This is a genomic window from Hymenobacter arcticus, from assembly GCF_054779975.1.
This window is the reverse complement of record NZ_BAAGXF010000001.1, coordinates 426,754-451,287: the sequence shown is the minus strand read 5'-3', so window position 1 is coordinate 451,287 and position 24,534 is coordinate 426,754. Positions and strand designations below refer to the sequence as shown.

Here is a 24,534-nt window from a genome sequence, read left to right as displayed (position 1 = left end):
AAGCAGCAAAAAGGCGGGCCACCGAAGCAGGCAGCCCGCTGTATGTAAATAGCTAGCTATCAGCTAAAAGCTAATGGCTATCAGCTGACTACTTACTGGCGCACCACGCGGCGCAGCGCCGTTTGGCCCTGCGCGTCGGTGAGGCGCAGCAGGTAGAGGCCGGCCGGTAGCGCCCGCAGGTCGAGGGTGGAGGGGGCGGCGGGGCTCAGGCGCAGGGGCTGGCTCAGCAGGCGCGCGCCCAGCAGGTTGAGTACCTCCACCTGGTAGAGGCCGCTGGCGCTGGCCTCGCCCACCAGCACGCGCAGCTCGCCGTCGGGCGTCGGGTTGGGGCTCACGCTGAGGGTGGCCAGGGCCTGCGTCTCGCGGGCGGCCAGGGCCGTCACGTTCACGGGGTAGTCCTCCACCTCGGCCTCGCCCTGGTTGGTGGCGCAGGGATTGGGCGTGTTGTTATTCACCGTCACGGCTACCCGCAGGCGGGTGGTGCCTACGCCGCTAGGGATGGCGGCGGCCACGGTGGCCGTGGCCGCGCTCACGATACCGTTGTACACCAGCTCGCCTCCCGCGCCGGTGGTGCTGCCAAATACCCCGTCGCGGTTATAATCCACCCAAACGGTGACGCGATGGGCCGAGGCCAGGTTGGTGGTCACGCTGATATTTTGGGTGGTGCCGCCCACCAGGCGCACGCTTTGCCCGGCAAAAAAGGTGTAGCCCGTGCCCGTCGAGTTGCCCGAGCTGTTGCTGAAATTCCCGCTGGCCGTGCCGGCGCTCACGCCCACATTCGCTATCCACAGCTGGCTGTTGGTGAACAAGCTACCCGATACGCTGCCGCCGTTGGCCGCGCAGTAGCTCAGGCAGGGCACTTGAATGAGCAGCGCGTTGGCCTGCGTGAGGGCGTTGCTGCCGTTGGCGTTGGTGGCCCGCAGCGTGGCCGAATAGTAGCCCGCCGTGGCAAAGGCCACCTGCGGGTTTTGCGAAGCGGCTGAGGTGCCGTTCACAAACGACACGCCCGTGCTCGGGCTAAAGCTCCACAGCCAGCTGGTGGGGCCGTTGGTGCTCTGGTCGGTGAAGGTGAATACGTTGCCCGCCGGGCAGGCCCCCGCCACGTAGCTCGACGTGAAGGCCGCCACCGGCGGGCTGGTGTTGGGCACCACCGTCACGGTGTAGTCTTCTACCTGGCCCAGCACCGGGGCGGTGCAGGGCTGGGGGTTGTTGCCCGCGCCATCGGCTACCAGGCGCAGGCGCAGCGGTTGGCCCAGCACGGCCGTGCTGGGTACCGTGAAGCTCAGGCTGGGGCTGGTGGTGTTGAGGGCTTCGGCCAGCTTTTCGCTGGCGCCGAATACGCCGTCGTTGTTGAGGTCGAGCCAGGCGCGCACGTCGTAGGCGCTGGTGGCGCCGGTAGTCATGCCCGTGGTGATGTTGAGCGTATACTGGAGGCCCGCTGATAAGCTCGTACGCTGCGGGCAGGTAAAGTCCTGGTAGCCCGCGCTGCCATCGGCCGAGGTGTTGTCGATGCTGCCCAGCCGCACCCGCACAATGCCGTAGTTGCAGCAGTTGGCCGAGGCCGCCAGGCCGGGGCAGGCCGCCGCTACCGGCGCGCTGGCATTGTAGGTGACGGCCGTGGCGGCGCTGGTGCTGCTGCCAGCCGCGTTGGTGGCGGTTAGCCGCACCTGGTAGGTGCCGGCTGCGGCGTAGGTGTGCAGCGGATTTTGCAGGGTGCTGCTGGTGTTGTCGCCAAAGTCCCAGCGCCAGCTGGTGGGCGCGTTCGCCGACTGGTCGGTGAACTGCACCCGGCCCGAGCAAGTGGTGGTCACGTCCTGGGTGAAGGTGGCCGTGGGCGGGCTGGCGTTGGCGGCCAGCGTCACGCGGTAGTCTTCGGTTTGCGAGTACTGCGGCGTCGAGCAGGCCGTGGGGATAATTCCGTTATTAAAATCAGAAGCCACGCGCAGCCGCAGCGGCACGCCCAGCGTGGCCGTGGCCGGCGGCGTAACACTGCCCGTGTGCAGCATTTTGCTATCCGAAGAAAAGGCCAGCTCATTGTCGGCAAACGCGCCATTGTTGTTGTAGTCAATCCACACCCGCACGTTCTCGCTGGCCACCGTGCCATTGCGCACGCTGATGGCCGTGGGCGTGCTCACGGGCAGCGTAGTGCTCACGGCCCCGGTAGTGATGCAGCTAAAATCTTGAAATACAGCACTATAGCCAGCACTATTATTATTGATGCTGCCCAGCGTTACATTGTAGATGCCCATGCCGAAGCTCGACGCCACGGCGCTGCTGGCGGGGCCCGGCGTGCAGGTGGCGGCCACCGGGCACTGCGCCTGCGCCAGGGCCGGCAGCAGCAAAAAGCTCAGCCCGGCCAGCTGGCTAACCCACGAACGTAGAGGTAGAAACATGCACTAAAAAGAACAACGAATAGAAAGGGAAAAGTGGTGGCGCGCTTTAAAAATTGCCCGCCCACCCACAGGCCTAAAAGTAGGCATAAAACCAGGCTTCACGCGCCAAAAATAGACCAGTCGGTCGCCTTCGCCGAAATTTGGCCGGCTCCGGCTACCTGGGCCGTCCGGGGCCGTAGGTTTGCGGCCCGGCAGTGGGCGGCGGCCGGGTAATTCCTCATTTTTTCCTCTATGAATAACGTAGTTCTCATCACGGGCGGCACCTCGGGCATTGGCCGCGCCTGCGCCCTGGAGTTTGGCCGGGCTGGGGCCAGTGTGGTTGTCACGGGCCGCGATGCGGTCAAGCTGGCCGCCACCGCCGCCGAGCTAGCCGCCGCCGGCATTGCCCACCGCACCGTGCAGGGCGATGTAGGCGTGCTGGCAGACGCCAACCGCGCCGTGGCCGACACCATCGCCGCCTTCGGCCGCCTCGACGTGCTCATCAACAACGCCGGCCTCAGCATGCGCGCCAAGTTTGCCGATGCCGACGTGAAAGTCATCGAGCAACTCATGCAAACCAACTTTTTCGGCACCGTGTACGTCACCAAGGCGGCGCTGCCGCACCTGCTGGCCAGCCGAGGTACCATCGTGGGCATCAGCAGCATTGCCGGCTACCGGGGCCTGCCGGGCCGCACCGGCTACTCGGCCTCCAAGTTTGCCATGAACGGCTTTCTCGAAGCCCTGCGCACCGAGCTGCTGCCGGCGGGCGTCAACGTGCTCACGGCCGCGCCCGGCTTCACGGCCTCCAACATTCGCCACACTGCCCTGCTTGCCAACGGCCAAACGCAGAACGAAACGCCCCGCGACGAAGGCAAAATGATGACTAGCGAGGAAGTGGCCCAGCACCTGCGCCAAGCCGTGGCGCAGCGTCAGCGCACTATGGTACTCACCGGCGAAGGCAAATTAGTGGTGTTTTTAAATAAATGGCTACCCGGCCTGATGGACAAGATGGTACTGAATAAGTTTCGCAAAGAAGAAGGCGAATTGTAGGCTGCCTAGGGCGTTTGCTCACGCGGCGTTCATTTTCTGAGTTGGTCCTTTGCCGGTCCTGCGCGTTCGTTTTGAATGCGCAGGACCGGTTTTTTGCGTTCCCATTTTTCAGTTTAGATGAAGCAACTACTATCTACCAGCGTACTCGGTGCAGCTTTCCTGGTGCCGGCGCTGGCCGTCGCTCAGGTCAACCCATCGCCCAACCAGCAGCCCACCCAAACCCAGGCCGAGCAGGCTACCCAGCAGCCCCAGGCGCCGCCCGCGCCCAATTTTTTTCTCAAGGATGGCAAGCTGCCGCTGAATGCTGACGCCAGCCGCTACATCAAGTTCACGCTGCTCAACCAGGTGTGGATGCGCTACAACGAGAGCAACCCCGGCTCCACGGTGGGCGGCTACAACGTGCCCAACACCTACGACATCGGCATCCGGCGCTTCCGCATCCAGTTCTACGGCCAGCTCACCGACCGCGTGTTCATCTACTCGCAAATCGGGCTGAACAACTTCAGCTACAATGCCGACCGCAAAAGTGGCGGCACGCCCGGCGCTAGCCAGAGCGGCACGGGTGGCTTCTTCCTGCACGATGCCGTGGCCGAATATGCCATCGTTAAAAACAAGGTGTCCTTCGGCACCGGCCTTGGGGCCTGGAACGGGCTGGCGCGATACGCCTTCTCCTCGGCCGGCACCATCATGGGCCTCGACCTGCCCACCCTCGAAGAAGCTACCAACGACGTGACCGACCAGTTTGGCCGCAAGCTCAGCGTATACCTCAAGGGCAAGCTCGGCAAGCTCGACTACCGCGTGGCCATCTCCGACCCGCTGCTGTATCAGAAGGCCGCCGGCTTCGTCACCACGCCTGGCCCCAACGCCTCCTTTGCCCTCACGCCGCCCAAACCGCAGTACCAGGGATACTTCTCGTATCAGCTTAAGGACCAAGAGAGTAACCTCACGCCTTACTCGGCCGGCACCTACCTGGGCAAAAAATCCGTGTTCAACGTGGGCGCAGGCTTCGTAGTGCAGCCCGAAGCCGTGTGGTATACCCTGGGCAGCCCCACCAACGTGCAAACAAAGGCCATGCAGCAGTACGCCGTCGATGTGTTCTACGACGCGCCGCTCACCACCACGCCCGACGCGGCCAGCGTGAGTTTCTACGCCGCCGCTATCCACTACGATTTCGGCCCCGGCTACATCCGCAGCGGTGCACCCATGAACCCCGCCACCGGCACTTCCAACCTCACCACCAACACCATCGGCGGCTTCGGCAACGCCTACCCCGAGTACGGCACCGGCAACTCGGTGTATTCGCAGCTGGGCTATAAGTTTAAGGATAACCTGGTGGGCACCAGCACCTTCATGCCCTACGTAGCCTATCAGCACTCGCGCTACGCCCGCCTCTCCGACGATGTGAATTTCTACGACGCCGGCGTCAACTGGCTCATCACGGGCCACACCTCCAAGTTCACCCTCTCTTACCAAAACCGCCCGTACTACATCACCCGCGCCAGCGACGGCCTCAACGTGGTAGACTCGCGCCGCGGGGCCGTTATCCTGCAATATCAAGTGTATTTTAACTAGAAAGTCATCGGCTAAGTAGTTGTCATTGCGAGCGCAACGAAGTGGAGCGCGGCAATCTTTCCTTCACGCTAGGATTACGAACCCTAATGTGAAGGAAAGATTGCCGCGCTCCACTTCGTTGCGCTCGCAATGACAGATACCTACTCCACTACCAGCGCGTCGGTGGCCCGCACGTAGGCCACGCGCTCCTGCCAGCGCACCCGCAGCCAGATGTCTTCGTGGCTCAGCACGGGCAGGCGGTCGCCGGGGGCCGCCGTGCTCAGCCAGGTGGCCCCGGCTCCTGGCCCCGCCATGAGGGCCGCCCCGGCGTGCGTAACCACGCCCACGGCCTCGGGGCGCAGCAGCGTGAGGTAGGCCCCCGTGCCCAGCACGTAGGCCCCGTAGGCCAGCCACGCGCCGGGCTTGGTGCGCCGCCGCCGCAGGCCCAGCCCAATGGCCAGCAGCACGGCCCCGGTTAGCAGCCCTTGCAGGGTGGGGTAGTAGTAGCGCTGGGCCTGCACTCGCAGCTCCTGCTGCCAGGTGGTGGGGTAGCCCACCAGCCGCTGCCGCTGCGCCAGCGTGGCCAGCTGCCGCCAGGTGGTGAGGCGGGGCTGCCGGGCCTGGGCCAGGTTGAGGTACAGCAGCTCGGCGGGGTAGTGGCGCAGTTGATGCTGCACGTAGGCCATGCGCAGCACCAGCTGCGCCGATACCTCTCGCTGCCGCCATATCTGGGCCCGGTAGAGCGGCGCCGCGGCGGCGTACTGCCCATTGGCAAACAATAAATCGGCCTGCCGCAAGCTGGCCGCCGCCTCAGTGGCCGGGCCGCCCGAAAAATTTACAGAGCCGCAACCCGTGGCCAACAGCCAGAAAGGCAATGCAATAAGCCAACGCAGCCGGCCCCGGCCATGGCCCAAAACAGTTTCTTTTTGCCCAGGGGTTGTCAAATTCAAAATGTCGCTGTACTTTTGCACCCACAAAAAACGGTAACACACCGCCATTGTGGCACAAAGATATTGGTTCTGTAGCTCAGCTGGTAGAGCAGTACACTTTTAATGTACGGGTCCTGGGTTCGAATCCCAGCGGAGCCACTAATCCTTTTCAATGCTTGTTGAATTGGATTTTTTATAAAAATTGTTAGTACTAGAATATAGTTAAGTTTTCGTTATTGGTTCTGTAGCTCAGCTGGTAGAGCAGTACACTTTTAATGTACGGGTCCTGGGTTCGAATCCCAGCGGAGCCACTCTAAACCCCCTCATCTTAGCTGGTGAGGGGTTTATTTTTTATGCCCCATTTGCCAGCTAGCCGCGTGCCTGGTAGGTATAGGCCAGCGACCCACCGGTAGTGCATGCCAATTATCCGTCTCGGCGTGGGGTAAGGAAAAGATGTTTTGCGCTGGCTTTGGGTTGTGCTTTGTTCATAATTACTTGTTATACAGCTAGTTATTGAATGAATTGCGATGGCCTGCCCATGGCTGGGCATCGTGCCGAACGGGGCCGCTCGCCACCCCGCTATTGGTTGCGTAAATAAGCGCTTCAGCTTTGGGTAACAGCCGAATATCTTTGCCGAATGGAAGAGCTTCGTTGCTTGTTGGATTCGCCCGGTTTGCGCGTGTCACACGATGCGCCCAACGGCTGGCTCTACAACCAGTGGCGCGGCAAGCACGACGCGGCTTCCATCAAAATGCACGCCGACGGCGTGGTGGCGTGCCTGGCGGCGCAGCCTTGCTCCAAAATGCTGAGTGACCACAGTGAGCTTATCGGTGCCTGGCACAGGATGGTGCCCTGGATTGGCGGGGATTATTTTGACCGCTTGGCCGCGCTGGGCGTGGCGCATTTTGCCTGGGTGTGCGCGGCCGATTACCACGACCGCATTGCGATGGAGCGCGCGTGCTTTTTGCTGCCCTGCCCCGTGGTGGCCATTTTCTCGGATGTAGCCTCGGCCTACGACTGGCTGCGGCGCTGCCCCAGCAAGGCCAGCCCGCTGGGGCAGCGCCAGCAAAAAGCCTCCTCAATTGCTTGAGGAGGCCCTAAGTAACCCTGGTTTGGAAAAGGAAAATGTTGGAAAGGGTGGGTGTTGAACCTCCGCAGATGGGAAGTAGTAGTGCAAAGAAAGTCCAATAAAATGAACTACGAAAGGACAAACTGGGTTGTTTTGTGACATTAGTATTTTTTTGAAAAATAAACTAGGTCATAAAACGTCATTCATAAACACAATTTTTAAGTAGATAAAATTATTTACCTTTTAGTAAATAACTGTCTAATAACAAGTTATGCGTAGGCGTATTTTTAGCAGGTAGGGTGAGTTGTGACTTTAGCGCCTTGCTCGCCGACGTTCTTATTCTACTCCTGTTCTGGTGCCCACGCGGCCAGCTGGCTTGCTAAGCCAGTAGGTAGTCAGTAGCCATAGCCCGGCAGTTGATTCCCACTTAAAGAAGCCCTAGCCGCGTCGATTTTTGGTGCTTGCGCGGCGGGCCATTGTAACCACCGCCCGGGCTGGTTGCGTATACTAACAATGGACCAATCTACCTTGTGCCCGCCCAGTTTGCTGCCTACGGGCAGCGATTTTAAAGACACTGCGGAATTCCTTGCCGTGGCTCATCAGGACCTGATTTTTATGCAGGACCTGGGGATGTTGCCCAAGCGCATTGTTTCGCCGGGCCGCGTCGGCCCGGCTCCCAAAGCCGAACGCCAATGGCTTGGGACTGACTTTTCTCACACTATTGTTTCGCACTAGCCTTATCGCTAGCAGGCTACGGCCGTAACTTGTATAAAGGGAGCAACGAGCAATCGTTGCTCCCTTTATTTGTAAGTGCCTGCTATATAAAGCAGTAGCGAATCAGGTAGCTAGCTGCTGCGGACGGCTGGTAATGCGAAACAGGCCCTCGCCACTGCCTGGCCTTAACGTAGCTTTGGCGTTGGGTTATGCGTAGTAAGACCCAGCCGAAGCACCCGCGAAACCAACCCCGTCCAGTACCTTTTTCTGCTTTTTACCCATGCTGCTTGCTATTCTGCTCCCTAGTGTGTCGATGTTTCTCAACGGCCACTTCCTCAAAGCCTTCATCTGCTTCGTGCTGCATCTCACGCTTATCGGCTGGATTCCGGCCGCTATTTGGGGAGTGGCCTCGTTGACTGAAGACCGCGCCCGCCGCCGCCAGGACGAGCTGTTGCGCGCCGTGCAGCGGCCCTAGCGCCGGCTGGGGGCCCGGGCGGCCCCGCTCGCTGTTACCTTTGCGGCCCGCTGCGGCCCAGCCCTGCGCTGCGGCCCGTTCCCTGCCCCATGCTCCAAAACGACCTTCTCCTCCGCGCCGCCCAGGGCGAAACCACCGAACGTACTCCCGTCTGGCTCATGCGCCAGGCCGGTCGCATCCTGCCCCAGTACCGCGCCCTGCGCGGCCGCCTCTCGGGCTTTAAGGAGCTGGTTGAAACGCCCGCCCTGGCCGCCGAGGTCACCATCCAGCCCGTTGATGCGCTCGACGTGGACGCGGCCATCATCTTTTCCGATATCCTGGTGGTGCCCGAGGCCATGGGCCTCACCTACGAGATGGTGGAGGCCCGCGGCCCGCTCTTCCCCGAAGTAATAAAGAATGCCGCCGACGTAGCCAGGCTGCGCGTGGCCGACCCCGAGGAGCACCTGGGCTACGTGCTGGAAGCCCTGCGCATCACCAAGCGGGAGCTGGCCGGCCGGGTGCCGCTCATCGGCTTTGCGGGCGCGCCCTGGACTATCCTGGCCTACATGGTAGAGGGCCACGGCTCCAAAACCTTCAGCAAGGCCCGCCGCCTGCTCTATCAGGAGCCCGCGCTGGCCCACCAGCTGCTGGAAAAAATTACGGTGACTACCATTGCTTACCTGCAAGCCCAGGTCGCCGCCGGGGCCGACTTGGTGCAGGTGTTCGACTCGTGGGCCGGCATTTTGCCGCCCGCGCACTACGCCGAGTTTTCGACGCGCTACATCAGCCGTATTTGCGCGGCGCTGGCCCCGCTGGTGCCCGTTACCATCTTCGCAAAAGGCGCGTGGTGGGCCGTGGAAGACCTCGCCCACACGCCCTGCCGCACCATCGGGCTCGACTGGAACCAGTCGCCGGCCCAGGTGCGCCAGCAGGCCCCCGGCAAAACCCTGCAAGGCAACCTCGACCCCTGCGCCCTCTATGGCACGCCCACCCAAGTAAAAGCTGCCACTGAAGCCATGCTGCGCGAGTTTGCTGGTGGCCCCCACATCGCCAACCTCGGCCACGGCGTGTACCCCGACACCAACCCCGACAATGTGAAGGTGTTTGTGGAGACGGTGAAGGCGTGGCGCGGGTAGCAGGGTGTTATTTATTATGGCTTAACTAGTAGAAATGAGTTTGTCCCGCTACCTGGCAATTCCGGCCAAGTTTAGATTTGTTGAGCGTTTTTATGCCAATAAACCCTTTCGGCTCTTAGATATCGGTGCGGGAAACCACTCGGCCTCGAACGCCAAAAAGTGGTTTCCGAATTGTGAGTACCACGGCGTTGATTTAGATAAGAACTACAACAACGACGAGCGGGACTTTGCGGTGATGACGGCCTTCTATGAGATGAACCTGGAGGAGCTGAATTTCAGCGCCATTCCCGACGGGTATTTCGATTTCATCATCATGGCCCACGTCATTGAGCACCTGCGTAACGGTGATGCCGTGCTGGAAGGCTTGTTGCCAAAGCTTAAAAAAGGCGGCATGCTGTACGTGGAGTTTCCGGGCTTCAACTCCACGACCTTGCCCCGCATGAAAGGCACGCTAAACTATTTCGATGATGACACGCATGTGCGCATCTACTCACTCAGTGAGCTCTACAACCTGTTTATGCGCCAGCGATGCCAAGTAGTGGCCGGGGGCGTGGTGCGGCGCTGGCACACTATAGCGCTCATCCCCTTCAAAATACCCCACAACCTGCTCAAATACGGCCGCATTGTGCCAAGCATTTTCTGGGATTTGCTGGGTTTCGCCGAGTACGTCTTGGTTAAAAAATAACAGTATCTACCCCCTGAAAGCACTGCGCACCAGTAGCCCCATGGACGTAAAAGACAGCAATGGTACCCTGCTCGCCGAGGGCGACGCGGTTACCCTCATCAAAGACCTTAAAGTAAAAGGCTCGTCGCTGACGCTCAAACGCGGCACGCTGGTCAAGAATATTCGCCTCACCAACTCGCCTGCCGAGGTAGAGGGCCGGGCCGGCGGCAGCACGATGGTGCTCAAAACCGAGTTTTTGAAGAAAGCCTAGCCGCGCGATGGAGCTTGCAAAAACAGGGTTCGGCGTTGGTTTCTACGTGGTGTCGCTGGTGGTTTCCGGCGTATTGTTTTTTGGCTGGCGGCGGCTGTTCCGGCGCGTATTCCGGGCCGAGGGCGTAGTGGTGATAGCGACGGCCATGGCCGCCATTATCACCACGCCCCTGGTGCTGCTGGTGCTCCTGTGGCTGCTTACGCTGTTCAAGAAGTAACGACCGGGTACCGATTTTACACTGCGTTAGAGAAAAAGGGAGTTTTACAGAGAGTTGATTCAATCTGTAAAACTCTCTCTGCCTCTTCTTAACGCAGTGCGGAAATTTGCTACAGGCCCGCCGCTTCGGCTTCGGCCAGCAGCAGTCGCTTCTCAATCGGCACCACGCCCACTTGCTCGCATACCAGGCCACCGCCCAGGTTGGCCAGCGCCGCCGTGAAGGCCGCGGGCTGGTGCAGCGCCACGCAGCAGGCCGCAATGCTGATAACGGTATCACCCGCGCCCGACACGTCGGAGATAGTGCGCAGGTGGGCTGGCAGGTAGGTTTTCTGGTCTGCTTGCTGCGCAAATACGCCGTACTCGGAGAGCGTGACCAGCACGATTTCGGGCGTGAGCACTTCACGCAGGCGGGCCACGGCGGCCTCGAAGCCGGGGCGGTCGGCGTCGGGTGCGCCAAATTCCAGCTTGAGGCCTTCGCGCAGTTCTTTCAGGTTGGGCTTGAAGAGGGTGCAGTGGCGGTAAGCCAGGAAGTTCTTCTTCTTGGGGTCTACCACCGTGGGGATGCCACGCTGCCGCGCCCGCGCAATGCACTCCGTAATAATAGCTTCGCTCAACACGCCTTTGTCGTAGTCTTCAAAGATGACGACATCGGCGCGGGGCAGCAGGTCGTCGTAGGCAGCCAGGAGCTGGGCGGCTTCCTCGGCGTTGAGGTTGGTTTCGACCTCCGAGTCGATGCGCACGAGCTGCTGGCCGTGGGCCAGAATGCGCTGCTTGAAGGTGGTGGGGCGGTGCGCGCTGCGGATGAGGCCGTCGGCGGGCAGTTGGTGGTCGTGCAGCAGGCGCAGGAGCTGGTCGCCGCCTTGGTCGTCGCCCACCACCGAGCACAGCAGGGGCGTGGCCCCGAGGGCCTGCACGTTGAGGGCCACGTTGGCGGCCCCGCCGAGGCGGTTTTCGGTGCGGTCTACGTTCACCACGGGCACCGGGGCCTCGGGCGAGAGCCGGCTGGCGCGGCCCCACACGTAGGCATCGACCATCACATCGCCCACAATGAGGACGTGCAGGTTATTGAAATCGGCGAAGAGTTTTGTGAGTGGGGTAGGGGCAGGCATGGGGCAAAATTAGCTCTGAAGCGCAATGAGCAGGATGAGCGGCCTAAACTTGAACTTAGCGCTCACTTGTAGTACACTACCCAACTCACCCCAATCAAAGCAAATACATGGACTTCAATAAAACGTTCGCTGACTTGTCGTTACCTCGCAACCAAGACCTTGAGCTAGCCCCACTGCTAGCCCCCACACTGGCAGAAATATGGGCTGAATTTTCTCAACTCAATCCTTGGACGAAAGACGAAATGGGACCTGTACCGCCCCTTTACCCAGAATCTGCTCGGTTGGAGCAAGTGCAGGTATTGGGGCTGAATCCGTCGCTCAACCCCCACGACCGGGATAAACTAACTTATCCTGTGGGATTTGACAGCCACCCTTATTTCCGAAGAATTGGCCGCTTTGGGCAGCAAATAGCGAGGCAATATCAGCGACTCTTTCAAGAATCTTCCTATTCGCCAGGCGAACAGCTGTACCATTTTGGCGAGTTGGAGTGGGGCCATCTGGACCTGTTGTATATGCGCGCTACCAGTCAGCGAGCGCTAGAAACCCAGGTATGGAATACGCCTGGTGCCGCCAGCTTCGTTTGGCAGCAGCTACAACTGACCAAGCGTCTGCTGGCACTGTTGCAACCGGTAGCCCTAGTAGTTGCTAATCGTTTCGGGCAGCGGCTAACCGGATTCTACAAGAATGCCCAAACTGGTGAAAACGAATGGATGGGTTTGCAGTTTACTCCCGAGCCGGATGAATTCGGCGCGTACCGGATTATCGGCAGCACTACGAACCGCCAGCTTGACCCGGATGGAGCATTTGGGCTAGCCGATACGCCAGTCTTCTTCACCTCCTCCTTTGCTGGTACGAGTCCTCGCAATGCCCAGGCTGATACTACGTTAATTGACCAAATTGCGCAAATATGCTTACAGAATGGTACGCGTTATTTTAGTCAATGGCACATAAAGTAAATAGCCTCTAATTATCAATAAGCAAGGGCAATTACCCCTCTGCCCGCAGCACCGCCAGCGGCGGCTGGCTGAGCACCGAGCGGCTGTTGAGCCCGCCAATGAGGGCCGTGAGGCCCGCCACCAGCGCCACTAGGGCCGGTAGCCACAGCAAGCTGCTGCCCACAAACGGCGTTTCGAACACCCACACGGCCAGCGCCCAGGCGGCCAGCCCGGCCAGCAGCACGCCCGCCAGCGCGGCCAGGCTGCCCAGTAGGGCGTATTCGAGCACCGTGATGCGCAGAATCTGCTGGCGGCTGGCGCCCAGCGTGCGCAGCAGCACGCTCTCGCGGGTGCGCTGGTAGCGGCTGATGAGCACCGAGCTAGCCAGCACCAGCAGCCCGGTGAGGATGCTGAAGCCCGCCATAAAGCGAATGACGAACGAGATTTTACTCAGAATCTCGTCCACCGTTTGCAGAATCAGGCCCAAGTCGATGGCCGACACGTTGGGAAAATCGCGCACCAGCGCCCGCTGGGCCAGGGCCAGCTGCTGGTTGTCTTTCACGCGGGTGAGAATGACGTGGAACTGCGGGGCCTGCTCCAGCACGCCGGTGGGGAACACTACCAGGAAATTGGTTTGCACGCGGGCCCAATCGACCTCGCGGGTGCCGCCCACCACCACGGCCAGCGGCGCGCCCTGCACGTTGAAGGTCAGCGTGTCGCCGAGCTTAAGCTTCACGCGCTGGAAGTAGTTGGCATCGACCGATACGCGGGGTAGGCCGCCGGCCACGGCCGCCTGCGGCGGCGTACCGGCTACCAGCTTCTCGCTGGCGCTCAGCGTGTCGCGGTACGTGACGCGGTACTCGCGAGTGAGCGCAAACAGCGGCACGCCGCTGGCCGTGTCTTTGCGCAGCTCGCCCACCGTGCGCCGGTTGATGGCCGCCAGGCGCATCGTCACGATGGGCACCCGCTGCATAACCGGAATGCCTTGTTTTTGAAGTAGTTGCTCCACGCCGCGCTCCTGCTCGGTCTGGATATCAAATAGCACCAGGTTGGGCTGCTTGCCGCTGGCCGAAAGCTGCACCCGGCTCAGCAACAAAGCTTGCGTGAGGAAAAGCGTGGCCAGCAAAAACGTGCCCAGGCCCAGTGAAATGATGAGCGTAACTGTCTGGTTCTGGGGTCGAAACAAGTTGGCCAGGCCCTGGCGCGCCACGTAGCTCCAGCCCACCGGGAAGTAGCGCCGCAGCAGGTAGCGAAGGCCCAGGCCCAGGCCCGCCAGCGCGCCCAGCGCTACCAGCAGCCCGGCCGTGAAGCCCAGCGCCTGCTTCCACTCGCGCGTTTGGGCGTAGGCAAATCCCACCACGAACAGTAGCACCGCGCCCAGCACGAGGTAGCGTAGCGGGTCGGGCGTGGTGGTGTCTTCATCAAAAGAGGCGCGCAGCACCCGCAGCGGCGACACCCGCCGGATGGCCAGCAGCGGCAGCAGCGCAAACAGCACGGCCATTGCCAGGCCCGTGAGCAACCCAATGGCCACGGCCGTGGGCGACACCGACACGCTCACCGCCACCGGCAAAAAGCTGCCCAATACCTTCGGCAGCACTAGCTGCACCACCGCACCCAGCCCCGCGCCAATAATGGCGCCCAGCAGCCCCAGCCCCGACGTTTGAATGAGATAAATGAGCAGCGCCTGCCGCCCGCTGGCCCCCAGGCAGCGCAGCACGGCCACCGAGGCCAGCTTTTCCTGCACGTAGAGGTTCACGGCGCTGGCCACGCCCACGCAGCCCAGTAGCAGCGCCACGAAGGCCACCAAGCTCAAGAAACGCGTGAGGTCCTGGAAAGCGCGGCCGGTGCTTTGCTGCCGGCTGGCCACGGTATCGGAGTCGATGTTGGCCTGCTCCAGCTTGGGTTCCAGAGGCTTGACGATGGCCGCCACGTCGGTGCCGGTGGCAAACTGGAAGTACGTGCGGTACTGCACCCGGCTGCCGGGCTTCACCAGGTTGGTTTTAGGTAGTAAGTTAATGGGAATAAACACTTTAGGAGCCACGGCGGCGCTAAAGCCCGTTTGCCCCGGCGTGCTCAGCACCCGGCCCACAATGGGCAGCGTGAGCGTGCCCACCTTCACCGAGTCGCCCACTTTGGCGTCGAATTGCACCAGCAGCACGTCATCAACCAGCGCGCCCGCGGCCTGCCCGGCCTTGAACTGCGCGCCCGCCGCGGCCGGCTGGGTTTCCCAGGCACCGTAGTAGGGGAAGCCCGCGCCCAGTGCCCGCACCTGCGCCAGCCGCACGCCTTGGGTGCGCGGAAACGATACCAGCGAGGCAAACGAGGCCTCTTCGCTGCGCCGCTGCCCCAGGCGCTCCAGAGTGGGGGCCAGCGCCACGGCCAGCGAGTCGCCGGGCGTTTGGGGGCGGCCCCGCAGGGTGCTGGTCGTGAAGGGCTGGCTCGACGAGAGCACCAGGTCGGCCCCCAGCAGCTCGCGGGCCTGCTCGCGGATGCTGCGCGCCAGGTTGTCGCCAAACGAGTTGATGCCCACCAGCGCCGCAATGCCCAGCACGATGCTCGACATAAACAGCGCCAACCGGGAGCGGCTGCGGCGCGAGTCGCGCCAGGCCATTTGTAAAAGCCAGCCGAAGCCAGCGGCTGGTTTGGGAGAAACGGACACGAAGTAGAAAATAAGAAGCGCCAACCCAGTGAGCTGGCGGATGAAAAACGGTGGCCAGCTTATGCCCGCCACCCTAAGTAAACGGCCCACAAGGCAAAATGCTTTACGGCGCTGGGGGTGGCCAGGGGCCGGTGGGGCCGGGTAGGGGCCGCATTAGCAGCTACGGGTATCTACTATTATATTGCTGATAAACAAGATGTTGACTGAGTGGTAAACCATTTGTAACCGGGTAGAATGGTGCTGGTACGGCGCGGCTAAATAAACCTTCGTTCCAAGCTAACCGGCCCGCTGGCGGCGGCCTTAGTGCCCGGCGCGGCCCCGCTGGCCCAGCCGGCGGCCGGGCCAGGCCACCCGATTTATCCACCAATTCCCTTTTTCCATGATGCGCTACCTCTTGCTACTTGCGGCTGTTTGCACCTTCCACGCGGCCCCCGCCCAGCTGCTGAACCGGCTCAAGGACCGGGCCGCCAACGCCGTGCAGTCGGCGGGGGCGGGCGGGCCCTCGGTGGGCGGCAAGGCCCGGCAGGCGGCCGAAAACCAGGCGTCGGACGCCGCCGGGCGGGTCACCGATAAGCAGGGTATTATCTTCAGCAAGGAGCCCTTCAAGCCCGGCCAGACCACCGGCACGGCTACCGATTTTGGGCCGACCGACAACATCTACGCCCGGGTGCTCATGCCCAAAACCCTCTACGACCAGCTCGCGGCGAAGGGCAAGGAAGAGGAGCCCCAGCAAACGCTGACGGTGGGCATTGGCGCGGGCAGCGGTGCCCCCGACGAGTACGTGAACCTGGTCATTCCGAAAGCCGACTATAAAAAGACGTTCTACGACCTCGACGTGCTGCCCGCCGCCGGCAATGCCCACACCAAGTACATCGGCCGGGGCAACCCCAACGACCACCTCAGCTTCATCTTCACCAAATTTGGCAGCTCTACCTCGCTGGGCACCATTCCCTTTGGCAAGCAGCTCTTTACCATGGAGTTTGATGGCGAAAATGCCCCCAAGGGCAGCTTCACGCTGACGGTGAACGGCTTTCCGGAAAAGCGGGCGCTGGAGGCTCGCTTCAATACCACCCTCAAGGCGCAGGCCGGTGCCGCCGCCAAGTCGGCCACGTTGCCCGCCGTGTTCAAAGCCCCCGGCCGCTTCAGCGACCCGCAGCTGAGCGCGGCGGCCCTCAAGCAGAAGCTGGGGCCCGGCACCGTGCGCTTCGCCGTGGAGCCGGGCAGTGCCGACTACCTCATCCACAAAAACGCGTTGGGCGTGCCCGAGTACAAGATTACCCGCGCCATCTGGACGGTAGAAAAAGCCGCCGATGGCAGCTGCTACTACACGCGCTACTACCTGCGGCGCGCGTACGAAGGCGGCGGCAAATACGGCCCCCTCGACATAGCCAGCACCACTGCCGACAAAACACCCATTGCCTGCGAAAACACAAACTAATCTATAGAAGGGCCTGAAAACAAACCTCTGGAGGGCCGGCTGGCGACGTGTGCAACGTGGCTAGCCGGCCTTTTGCGTGGCCACGGTTTCTTCCACCACCCGGCCGCCACGCATCCGCATGATTCTCTGCGTTTTAGCGGCCAGCTCCAGGTCGTGGGTCACGAGTACCAGCGTGGTGCCGGCTTCCCGGTTGAGGTCGAAGAGCAGCTCCACCACGTTGGCGCTGGTGTCGGGGTCGAGGTTGCCGGTGGGCTCGTCGGCAAACAGAATCTGGGGGCGGTTGGCAAAGGCGCGGGCCAGGCTCACGCGCTGCTGCTCGCCGCCGCTCAGCTGGGTGGGGTAGTGGTGGCCGCGCTCGCCCAGGCCCACGCGCTCCAGCAGCACCTGCGCCTGCTTGGCCACGTTGCGCTCGCCGCGCAGCTCCAGCGGCACCTGCACGTTTTCGAGGGCCGTGAGGGTAGGCAGCAGCTGAAAATTCTGAAAGATGAAGCCCACGTGCTGGTTGCGCACCGCCGCCCGCTGGTCTTCGCTCAGGGTATCAAGCTGAATGCCTTGCAGCCACACGCTGCCGCTGCTGGCCCGGTCGAGGCCGGCGCACAAACCCAGCAGCGTGGTTTTGCCGCTGCCGCTCGGCCCCACAATGGCAAACGTATCGGCGGGTTGCAGGCTAAAGCTAACTTCGTGCAGCACCGTGAGCTGGCGGCCGGCGCTGGTGTAGGTTTTGGTGAGGTTTTCGACTTGAAGGCTGGTCACGGAAGGCGTTCAGGAGTAAGTGGTTAGAAATTGTTTGGTTTGCATAAAATCGTTTGTCATTGCGAGCAACGCGAAGCAATCACACCCGAACGACACCCGAACAGCTCGTTCTGGTGCGATTGCTTCGCGTTGCTCGCAATGACAAACGATTTTGCGTAAGCGTCCTATCAAAAGTCTTTCGGGAAGAAAAACGTCTTCCCATCGGTTGTAGGCTACGTAGGACGCGTAACAGCGGCTTATACTTTTGCGTGCTTTTTGATTTTGTTCTTAAAAAGTCAGTCGCAATCAACTGGATTTCGTCGTTCCCATAACCAATTATCTACTAAAAAAGCTAATAGCCAGCAGCTAAAAGCTAACAGCTCCCTACTATGAAACACCTGACCCGGCTGGTTTGCTTGCTGGCCCTAAGCGCCGCGGGCTGCCAGCCCGACGCCCCCGCCACCAAGACTGCCGCCCCTACCGCGGCCGCCGCACCGGCCGCCAAAACTCAGGCGGCCATCCTGTTCTTTGGCGACAGCATTACGGCTGGTCTCGGCGTAGACCCCGACGAAGCCTACCCGGCCCTCATCGAGAACCGCGTCGATTCGCTGCACTTGCCCTACGCCGTGGTCAACGCTGGCCTCAGCGGCGAAACCACCGCCGACGGCCGCTCGCGCATCAACTGGGTGCTCAGCCAGCAGTCGGTGAGCGTGTTTGTGCTGGAGCTGGGCGGCAACGACGGCCTGCGCGGCCTGCCCCTCACCGACACCCGCCAGAACCTGCAAGCCATCATCGACACGGTGCGCTTGAAAGCCCCGCAGGCCAAAATCGTGCTCGCTGGGATGCAGATTCCGCCCAACATGGGCCCCGCCTACGCCGCCGATTTCAAGAAGCTCTACGCCGACATCGCGACCAAGAATAAGCTCACGCTCATTCCCTTCCTGCTCGAAAACGTGGGCGGCATCGCCCGCCTCAACCAGCGCGACGGCATTCACCCCACCCCCGAAGGCCACCGCCTGGTAGCCCGCACCGTGTGGCGCACCGTGCAGCCGCTGCTCTAGCTGGTAAGCTGTTAGCTCTTAGCTGCTAGCTGTTAGCTTTCTCGTTGATTGATAAAATTTGCCAGTAACTAACTGGCTGTTCCATGCAAATTCCGGTTATCGAAACGGCCCGGCTGCGGCTGCGCGGCCATTACCCCAGCGACCTTGCCGCTTCGGTAGCCATGTGGCAAGAGCCGCAGTTTTACCAATACCTCACCGGCAAGCCGCTGCCCGAAGAGGAAATCTGGACCAAGATGCTGCGCCACCTGGGTGTGTGGTACCTGTGTGGCTACGGCTTTTGGGCCGTGGAAGAAAAAGCGACGGGCCACTTTATCGGGGCGGTGGGCTTTGGTGAGTGGCAGCGCGGCATCACGCCCTCGCTCAAGGGCTTTCCCGAAGTGGGCTGGGTGCTGGCGGCGCACACGCACGGCCAGGGCTACGCGTTGGAGGCGGCGCAGGCCGCGCTGGCCTGGGGCGATGTGCATCTGCCGGTGGCGCGCACGGTGTGCATCGTGGATGTGGCCAACCAGTCCTCCCTGCGCCTGGCGGCAAAAGTTGGCTACCAGGAAATTGACCGGGTACTCTACAAAAACATCCCGATAGTGCTGCTAGAGCGATTGGCGAACAGGCCGTAGCGCGGACTGAAAGTCCGCGCTACGCTAAACCCGCCCGACCTTTGCCGCCACCTATGACAGCTCCTCCCGACCCGGCCGCCCGGCCCATTGGCATCTTCGATTCCGGCATTGGCGGCCTCACGGTGGCCCGCGCCGTGGCCCAGCGCCTGCCCCACGAGCGGCTGGTGTACTTCGGCGACACGGCGCACCTGCCCTACGGCGAAAAAAGCACCGCCGCTATCCAGGCCTACTCTATCAAAATCTGCGATGTGCTGCTGCGCCAGCACTGCAAGCTGATTCTCATTGCCTGCAACTCGGCCTCGGCCGCGGCCTACGAGCTGGTGCGCGAGTATGTGGGCTCTAAAGCGCTGGTAGTGGGCATGATAGACCCCGTGGTGGCCTACGTGGGCCAGCACTACGCCGGCCGCCCAGTGGGCCTCATCGGCACCAAGCAAACGGTGGGCTCCAACATCTACCGCAAAAAAATCGACCAGCTCGACCTCGGCGTAGACCTGCACGCGCTGGCCACCCCGCTGCTGGTGCCCATGATTGAGGAAGGCTTCTTCGCCGGCCGCGTATCGGAAGAGATTATCCGCGCCTATCTCGACCATGATGCGCTGCAAGGTATTGACGCGCTGCTACTTGCCTGCACGCACTTCCCGCTCATTAAGCCCCAGATGGAGGCCCACTACCAGGGCCGCGTGGCCGTGCTCGACCCCTCCGACGTGGTAGCCGCCACCGTGGCCGAGGCCCTGGCCGCCCGCCAGCTGCTGGCCGCCCCGGGCGCCGCGCCGGGGCTGCGCCACCACTTTTACGTGAGCGACTTCACGCGCTCGTTTGAGGAAAGCACGCGCATCTTCTTCGGCCAGGAAGTGCAGCTAGAGCATTATCCACTCTGGGAGTAGCGCTAGGTACTGTCTTGAGGGCAAAAAAGGATACTCTGCATAAGTCCTGGTAGCGTAAACCCATGACCACCAACCTTAATGAACAATTATTACAAGCAGTTGCCAGCGAAGATATCGGTCTGGTAAAGCAGTGGGTGCAAGCCGGTGCAGACGTAAATTACTTTTCCTCCAGCCAGGATTCCCCCTTGCTGATTGCCGTTGATACGATGAATGTGGAGCTCGTAAAATTTTTGCTGGCGCAGGGAGCTAATCCCAATCCCGACCCCCGGCAGGTATATACGCTACCCTTGCATGTAGCAGTAGATGTAGCCGTCCAAGCTTTTTTAAATGATGAAGCGGACGTTATCTCTAACGAAACCGTCGAGCTGCTTGTGCAAAATGGGGCAGATTACACAAAAAGGGACAAGAGTGGCAAAAGCGCCGCAGAAATGTGCGTTAACTACAACAGCGTGGCCAGGCGCTTTTTTGAGAGCCTCACCAACTCCTTGCCTGCTCCAAATAGCGCTACTATGTAGTTTGCATTTTTACATAAATTATTATTAATCAATAAGTTACGTAAAAAGTTTTACTGTGAATGTGGTGCCCACGCCCAACTCGCTCTGCACCGCAATGGTGCCGCCCGCGTTTTCCACAATGCGCTTGACCATGTAGAGGCCCACCCCCGAGCCCTCGACATGGTTGTGCAGGCGTTGAAACATCATAAATAGCTGGGTTTGTTGCGTTTCGCTCAGGCCCAGGCCATTGTCCTGCACCTGAAGCACCAGCTGGCTCTGGGTAGTGTGGCTGCTTAGCTGCACTACGGGCCGGCGGCCGGGGGCCCGGTACTTGATGGCATTGCTGAGCAGGTTGTAGACGATACTGCGCAGGTTTTTGGGCGAAAACGACAGGCTGGGGCCGTTGCTCACATCAACCAGCAGTTGGGCCTGGGCGGCGGCTAGCTCGTGGGCCAGGTCGAGGCGCACATCTTCCACTAGGGCGGCCAGGTCCACGGCTTCGGCCACTTGGTCGTGAGCCTGCTGGAGCTTGGAAATATCGGTGAGGTGGGCAATGGTTTTCTGGAAGCGCTCCACCGCGCCCGCCATCATGGCCAGCAGGGGCTGCACCTGCTCGGTCTGGCGCACCGCCGGCGGTAGCTGCTCTTGCAGGGCCGTGAGGAGGCCCTCGATGTTGGTGATGGGCGCTTTGAGGTCGTGCGAGGCGGTGTAGATGAAGTTATCCAAGTCCACGTTGGTGCGGGTGAGCTGCTGGTTGGCTAGGTCCAGCTCCGCATTGGAGGCGCGCAGGCGCTCGTTGGCCTCGGCCACTTGCCGGCGGCCGGCCACCTGCTCGGTTACCTCCGTGGCCACAATGGCGATGGACGTGAAGTGCCCCGCCGCGTTGCGCAGGGGCTGGTACACGAAGTTGAGCTGCACGGTTTGCAGGCCTTGCGGGCGCTGCAAAAGGCTGGTTACTTCCTGCGCCACAATGGCCTCGCCGGTGCGCAATGCCTTGTCGAGTAATTCTTTAAAGCCCTGGTCGCGCACTTCGGGCAGCGCCTCAAACAGCGGCCGGCCCAGCAGCTGCTCCGTAGTGCGGCCCCAGATGCTGGCAATGAGGGGGTTAGCAATCTCAATTACATACGCTGGCCCCCGCAGAATGCCAATGGCCACTGGGGCCTGCTCTAGCACGGCTTGCAGCTGGGCCTGCGCCGTGGCCCGCTGCTGGCGCGCCAGCACCTGCTCGGTCACGTCGTAGGCAAACACGGAGATGCCCGCCGTCTGGCCGGCTTCCTGGTAGGCCTGGTAGGTGAAGTTGAGGTAGCGGGTTTCGATGGGGGCGTTGGCCAGCGGCGCTACGTGCAGGGGCACCTCGTTGCCGTAGTAGGTTTCGCCCGTGCGGTACACGTGGTCTAGCAGCGCCACAAACCCCTGGGCCACGGCTTCGGGCTGCGACTCGCCAATGGGGCGGCCCAGCATCCGCCGGTCCGGAAACAGCTGCTGATACGCGGGGTTGAAGTATTCGAGGCGGTGCTCGGGGCCACGCAGCAGGGCAATGGCGGCGGGCGTGCGCTCAAAAAGTCGGTATAAGTCTTCGCGCTGCTGCACCTGGCGCTGGGCGGCCGCCAGTACCTCGGTTTGCAAGCCCTTGGCGCGCTGCTGGGCCAAAAACTGCGCCGTCATATCCAGGGCAAACACCAGCACGCCATCGATGCGGCCGTGCTCATCGTAGCGGGCCTGCTGAATGTAGTGAAAATAAAAGTCTTCCAGCGGGCCGCCTTCGTGCTTGGCTATCGCAAGGCGAATGCCCATTTCCTCATGCGTTTCGCCCGTTTCGTACACCTGCCGCAGCGTGTGCCATGCGCGCTGGCCGGCCAGCTCGGGCAGGGCCGTGAGCAGCGGCAGGCCCAGCAGCCGCCGGCCCGGAAACAGCTGTTGATACGCGCCATTTACCAGCTCATAGGTGAGGTCGGGGCCATCGAGCATGCAGATGGCCGCCGGGGCCTGGCTGAAAAACCGTGCCAAGCGCTGCCGCTGCCGCTCGGTTTCGGCCTGGGCCAGCACCAGCGCCTGGGTGCGCTCGGCCACGCGGGTTTCCAACTCCTGGTTGAGCTGCCGTAGCTGCTGCTGCGCCTGCCCCAGCTCCGCATTGCTAGTCAAAAACTCCTCGTTGGCGGCCAGCAGCTCTTCGTTGGTGGCCGCCAGCTCCTCGTTGAGCTCCTGCACCTGGTAGCGGGCCAGTACCTGCGCCGTTACCTCGTAGGCAAACGTGAAAATGCCGTCGATGTCGCCCGCCAGGCTGTAGCGAGCTTGGTAAATGAAGTTGTAGTAACGCTTGTCCAGGGCCTCGGGCTGGTTGTTCTCGTGGTCGAGCTGTGCCAGCATCTCATTGGCGTAGAAGGTTTTACCCGTTTGGTATACCTCATCGAGCAACTCGAAAATAGACTGGCCGGCCAGTTCAGGCATGGCTACGGCAACCGGCATGCCCACCAGTGGCCGCTGGCCCACCAGCGCCTGGTAGGGTGGATTCACAAACTCAAACACATGCTGCGGCCCGGCAGTCACGCATATCATGGCCGGGGCCTGCTGCAACACGTTGTGCAGCTGCTGGCGCTGCAAGTCGGCCTCGGCGCGGGCGGCCTGCTCGCGGGCCTGGCTGGCGCGCAGCGCCTGCTCCACGGCCGAGCGCTCGTGGTTGGTGCTGTCGCTGAGGCTCACCACCAGGCGCGGCCCGCTGCGGCGCGCTGCCACTAAGTAAAACGTGTCCTCGCCTTGGTTCTGGTAATTGAAATTGTACGTACTCGCCTCGCCAGTGGTAAAAACCTGGCAGTAAAAGGCCAGTAAGCCAGTAGGTTGCGCGTGCGGAAACAAGCTGCACAGCGTGCCGGCCGGTTGCTCAGCCAAGCCGGCCAGGAGCTGGCCGGCGGGATTCACGTATTCCAGCGTAAAATCGCTGATTTCCCCGGCCGGCCCCAGTACCGGCCGCAGCAGGTTGATGGCCGTCAGCGACACGGCCAGCGTATCGCGCAGCAGTTCGTCGGCCGTAGAAAACGCAAACGCGGAAAGGTCACTCACTATCAACGTGCTGAAAAAAACGGCGTGGCGCCAGCTAATTTCAGCCAGCTGCCACCTTCCACTCGTTCGCAAGTTATAAAAAAGGCCCCCGTGCGGAGTGCACGGGGGCCTTCTGCGGGACAATCAAAAGAAGTTTATACGGAGAAGCTTTCGCCGCAACCGCATGAGCGTGAGGCATTTGGGTTGTGAAACTGAAAGCCCTTGCCATTCAGGCCATCCGAAAAATCCAGCTCCGTACCGGCTAGATACAAGAAGCTCTTCATATCGACGACTACGCGCACACCTTTGTCCTCAAACTCCTGGTCCATAGGGCGCATCTCGTTGTCAAAGTCCAGCTTATAGCTCAGGCCCGAGCAGCCACCACCGGCTACCGAGGCGCGCAGGCGATAGGTGCTGTCGAGCTGCGAGTCGCGAATCAGGTGCTCCACCTTTTCCTTGGCTTTATCCGAAACGGTTATCATAATGCGTAAGTAATAGAGGTGCGTAGAGAGAATGGGGCCGCCCCGCCCGGCAGCGCTTCTATAACAAAGATACCACTAAGAAGGATTCTAAATAACAAAAAAAAGACGACCCCAGTTCGGGGTCGTCTTCCTTGCGAGCAGGTCAGCTTAGTGATGCGACTTCTCCAGCTCCAGGGCAGGCATGCCGTTTTTCACGCGGTAGTCGTTGATAGCCATCTTGATGGCATCTTCGGCCAGTACCGAGCAGTGAATCTTCACGGGCGGTAGGGCCAACTCTTCCACAATCTCCATGTTGTCGATGGCCAGGGCCTCGTCAACCGTTTTGCCTTTTAGCCACTCCGTCGCCAGCGACGACGAGGCGATGGCCGAGCCGCAGCCAAACGTCTTGAACTTGGCATCGGTGATGGTGTTGGTGGCTTCATCCACCTCGATTTGCAGGCGCATTACGTCACCGCACTCAGGAGCGCCCACGAGGCCGGTGCCTACTGTTTTTTTGCTTTTGTCGAGCGTGCCCACGTTGCGGGGGTTGCTGTAATGGTCGATTACCTTATCGGAGTAAGCCATGGTATTTTAGGGTATGAGTGTAAGAGGGTAAGGGGGTAGGAGGGGGAAAAGAAGGGCGGGTTTAGAAGGAGATATCTCCTGAACTCCTACCCCCCTACCC

23 protein-coding genes and 2 tRNA genes are annotated in these 24,534 nt (G+C 61.3%); 17 read left to right on the top strand and 8 right to left on the bottom strand.

What is annotated here, in order from left to right; genetic code table 11:
• Positions 1–92: 92 nt before the first annotated feature.
• The gene (locus ACYVGC_RS02090; RefSeq protein WP_460582117.1) at positions 93–2,393 is read right to left on the bottom strand and encodes a GEVED domain-containing protein; all 2,301 of its coding nucleotides are present in this window, start codon (positions 2,391–2,393) and stop codon (positions 93–95) included.
• 231 nt (positions 2,394–2,624) lie between these two features.
• On the opposite strand from ACYVGC_RS02090, the gene ACYVGC_RS02085 reads away from it, so the two are divergent.
• Positions 2,625–3,422 carry an SDR family oxidoreductase gene (locus ACYVGC_RS02085; RefSeq protein ID WP_460582116.1) on the top strand — a complete coding sequence of 266 codons (798 nt, stop codon included), beginning with the start codon at positions 2,625–2,627 and terminating at the stop codon, positions 3,420–3,422.
• A 117-nt stretch (positions 3,423–3,539) separates the two neighbouring features.
• Positions 3,540–4,994, top strand: a complete 1,455-nt coding sequence (locus ACYVGC_RS02080) for a hypothetical protein (protein WP_460582115.1) — start codon at positions 3,540–3,542, stop codon at positions 4,992–4,994.
• 140 nt (positions 4,995–5,134) lie between these two features.
• On the opposite strand, the gene ACYVGC_RS02075 is transcribed toward ACYVGC_RS02080, so the two are convergent.
• A complete protein-coding gene (locus ACYVGC_RS02075; RefSeq protein WP_460582114.1) occupies positions 5,135–5,848 on the bottom strand; it encodes a hypothetical protein in 714 nt (237 codons plus the stop codon).
• A gap of 140 nt (positions 5,849–5,988) precedes the next feature.
• On the opposite strand from ACYVGC_RS02075, the gene ACYVGC_RS02070 reads away from it, so the two are divergent.
• The 9 genes from ACYVGC_RS02070 to ACYVGC_RS02030 all read left to right on the top strand — a co-directional run bounded on the left by ACYVGC_RS02070 (position 5,989) and on the right by ACYVGC_RS02030 (position 10,427).
• Positions 5,989–6,061, top strand: a tRNA-Lys gene (locus ACYVGC_RS02070).
• Between the two features lie 79 nt (positions 6,062–6,140).
• Positions 6,141–6,213: transfer RNA gene (locus ACYVGC_RS02065), tRNA-Lys, on the top strand.
• Between the two features lie 326 nt (positions 6,214–6,539).
• On the top strand, positions 6,540–6,992 hold the full coding sequence (locus ACYVGC_RS02060) for a hypothetical protein (RefSeq protein ID WP_460582113.1): 453 nt from the start codon (positions 6,540–6,542) through the stop codon (positions 6,990–6,992).
• Positions 6,993–7,484: 492 nt separating this feature from the next.
• Positions 7,485–7,706, top strand: coding sequence for a hypothetical protein (locus tag ACYVGC_RS02055; RefSeq protein WP_460582112.1), 222 nt, complete (start codon positions 7,485–7,487; stop codon positions 7,704–7,706).
• 259 nt (positions 7,707–7,965) lie between these two features.
• Positions 7,966–8,160, top strand: coding sequence for a YqaE/Pmp3 family membrane protein (locus ACYVGC_RS02050; RefSeq protein WP_460582111.1), 195 nt, complete (start codon positions 7,966–7,968; stop codon positions 8,158–8,160).
• Between the two features lie 89 nt (positions 8,161–8,249).
• Complete coding sequence (gene hemE, locus ACYVGC_RS02045) at positions 8,250–9,275, top strand: uroporphyrinogen decarboxylase (RefSeq protein ID WP_460582110.1); 1,026 nt, start codon at positions 8,250–8,252, stop codon at positions 9,273–9,275.
• A gap of 34 nt (positions 9,276–9,309) precedes the next feature.
• The gene (locus ACYVGC_RS02040) at positions 9,310–9,960 is read left to right on the top strand and encodes a class I SAM-dependent methyltransferase (RefSeq protein ID WP_460582109.1); all 651 of its coding nucleotides are present in this window, start codon (positions 9,310–9,312) and stop codon (positions 9,958–9,960) included.
• Positions 9,961–10,000: 40 nt separating this feature from the next.
• A complete protein-coding gene (locus tag ACYVGC_RS02035) occupies positions 10,001–10,210 on the top strand; it encodes an alkylphosphonate utilization protein (RefSeq protein ID WP_460582108.1) in 210 nt (69 codons plus the stop codon).
• A gap of 7 nt (positions 10,211–10,217) precedes the next feature.
• Positions 10,218–10,427 carry a hypothetical protein gene (locus ACYVGC_RS02030; RefSeq protein ID WP_460582107.1) on the top strand — a complete coding sequence of 70 codons (210 nt, stop codon included), beginning with the start codon at positions 10,218–10,220 and terminating at the stop codon, positions 10,425–10,427.
• A gap of 109 nt (positions 10,428–10,536) precedes the next feature.
• On the opposite strand, the gene ACYVGC_RS02025 is transcribed toward ACYVGC_RS02030, so the two are convergent.
• Positions 10,537–11,535: a bifunctional heptose 7-phosphate kinase/heptose 1-phosphate adenyltransferase gene (locus ACYVGC_RS02025; RefSeq protein WP_460582106.1), complete on the bottom strand. Its 999-nt coding sequence runs from the start codon at positions 11,533–11,535 to the stop codon at positions 10,537–10,539.
• A 107-nt stretch (positions 11,536–11,642) separates the two neighbouring features.
• On the opposite strand from ACYVGC_RS02025, the gene ACYVGC_RS02020 reads away from it, so the two are divergent.
• The gene (locus ACYVGC_RS02020) at positions 11,643–12,491 is read left to right on the top strand and encodes a hypothetical protein (RefSeq protein WP_460582105.1); all 849 of its coding nucleotides are present in this window, start codon (positions 11,643–11,645) and stop codon (positions 12,489–12,491) included.
• A gap of 31 nt (positions 12,492–12,522) precedes the next feature.
• Here the strand turns inward: ACYVGC_RS02020 and ACYVGC_RS02015 are convergent, their stop codons facing one another.
• Positions 12,523–15,081, bottom strand: coding sequence for an ABC transporter permease (locus tag ACYVGC_RS02015; protein ID WP_460582410.1), 2,559 nt, complete (start codon positions 15,079–15,081; stop codon positions 12,523–12,525).
• Between the two features lie 427 nt (positions 15,082–15,508).
• Between ACYVGC_RS02015 and ACYVGC_RS02010 the strand changes: the two genes are divergently transcribed.
• The gene (locus tag ACYVGC_RS02010) at positions 15,509–16,567 is read left to right on the top strand and encodes a hypothetical protein (RefSeq protein WP_460582104.1); all 1,059 of its coding nucleotides are present in this window, start codon (positions 15,509–15,511) and stop codon (positions 16,565–16,567) included.
• A 60-nt stretch (positions 16,568–16,627) separates the two neighbouring features.
• On the opposite strand, the gene ACYVGC_RS02005 is transcribed toward ACYVGC_RS02010, so the two are convergent.
• Entirely contained in the window at positions 16,628–17,320 is a 693-nt protein-coding gene (locus tag ACYVGC_RS02005; RefSeq protein ID WP_460582103.1) for an ABC transporter ATP-binding protein, read from the bottom strand.
• 368 nt (positions 17,321–17,688) lie between these two features.
• On the opposite strand from ACYVGC_RS02005, the gene ACYVGC_RS02000 reads away from it, so the two are divergent.
• The 4 genes from ACYVGC_RS02000 to ACYVGC_RS01985 all read left to right on the top strand — a co-directional run bounded on the left by ACYVGC_RS02000 (position 17,689) and on the right by ACYVGC_RS01985 (position 20,373).
• Complete coding sequence (locus tag ACYVGC_RS02000; protein ID WP_460582102.1) at positions 17,689–18,360, top strand: arylesterase; 672 nt, start codon at positions 17,689–17,691, stop codon at positions 18,358–18,360.
• 83 nt (positions 18,361–18,443) lie between these two features.
• Positions 18,444–18,974 (top strand): GNAT family N-acetyltransferase, encoded by a 531-nt coding sequence (locus tag ACYVGC_RS01995; RefSeq protein ID WP_460582101.1) that lies wholly within the window; start codon positions 18,444–18,446, stop codon positions 18,972–18,974.
• Positions 18,975–19,027: 53 nt separating this feature from the next.
• Positions 19,028–19,858, top strand: coding sequence for a glutamate racemase (gene murI / locus ACYVGC_RS01990; RefSeq protein ID WP_460582100.1), 831 nt, complete (start codon positions 19,028–19,030; stop codon positions 19,856–19,858).
• Between the two features lie 62 nt (positions 19,859–19,920).
• Entirely contained in the window at positions 19,921–20,373 is a 453-nt protein-coding gene (locus ACYVGC_RS01985; RefSeq protein WP_460582099.1) for an ankyrin repeat domain-containing protein, read from the top strand.
• Positions 20,374–20,409: 36 nt separating this feature from the next.
• On the opposite strand, the gene ACYVGC_RS01980 is transcribed toward ACYVGC_RS01985, so the two are convergent.
• From ACYVGC_RS01980 to iscU, 3 genes are all read right to left on the bottom strand, one after another.
• On the bottom strand, positions 20,410–23,409 hold the full coding sequence (locus ACYVGC_RS01980) for a PAS domain-containing protein (protein ID WP_460582098.1): 3,000 nt from the start codon (positions 23,407–23,409) through the stop codon (positions 20,410–20,412).
• Between the two features lie 134 nt (positions 23,410–23,543).
• On the bottom strand, positions 23,544–23,870 hold the full coding sequence (locus ACYVGC_RS01975; protein ID WP_460582097.1) for a HesB/IscA family protein: 327 nt from the start codon (positions 23,868–23,870) through the stop codon (positions 23,544–23,546).
• A 147-nt stretch (positions 23,871–24,017) separates the two neighbouring features.
• Positions 24,018–24,434 (bottom strand): Fe-S cluster assembly scaffold IscU, encoded by a 417-nt coding sequence (gene iscU / locus ACYVGC_RS01970; protein WP_223650196.1) that lies wholly within the window; start codon positions 24,432–24,434, stop codon positions 24,018–24,020.
• Positions 24,435–24,534: the final 100 nt, after the last annotated feature.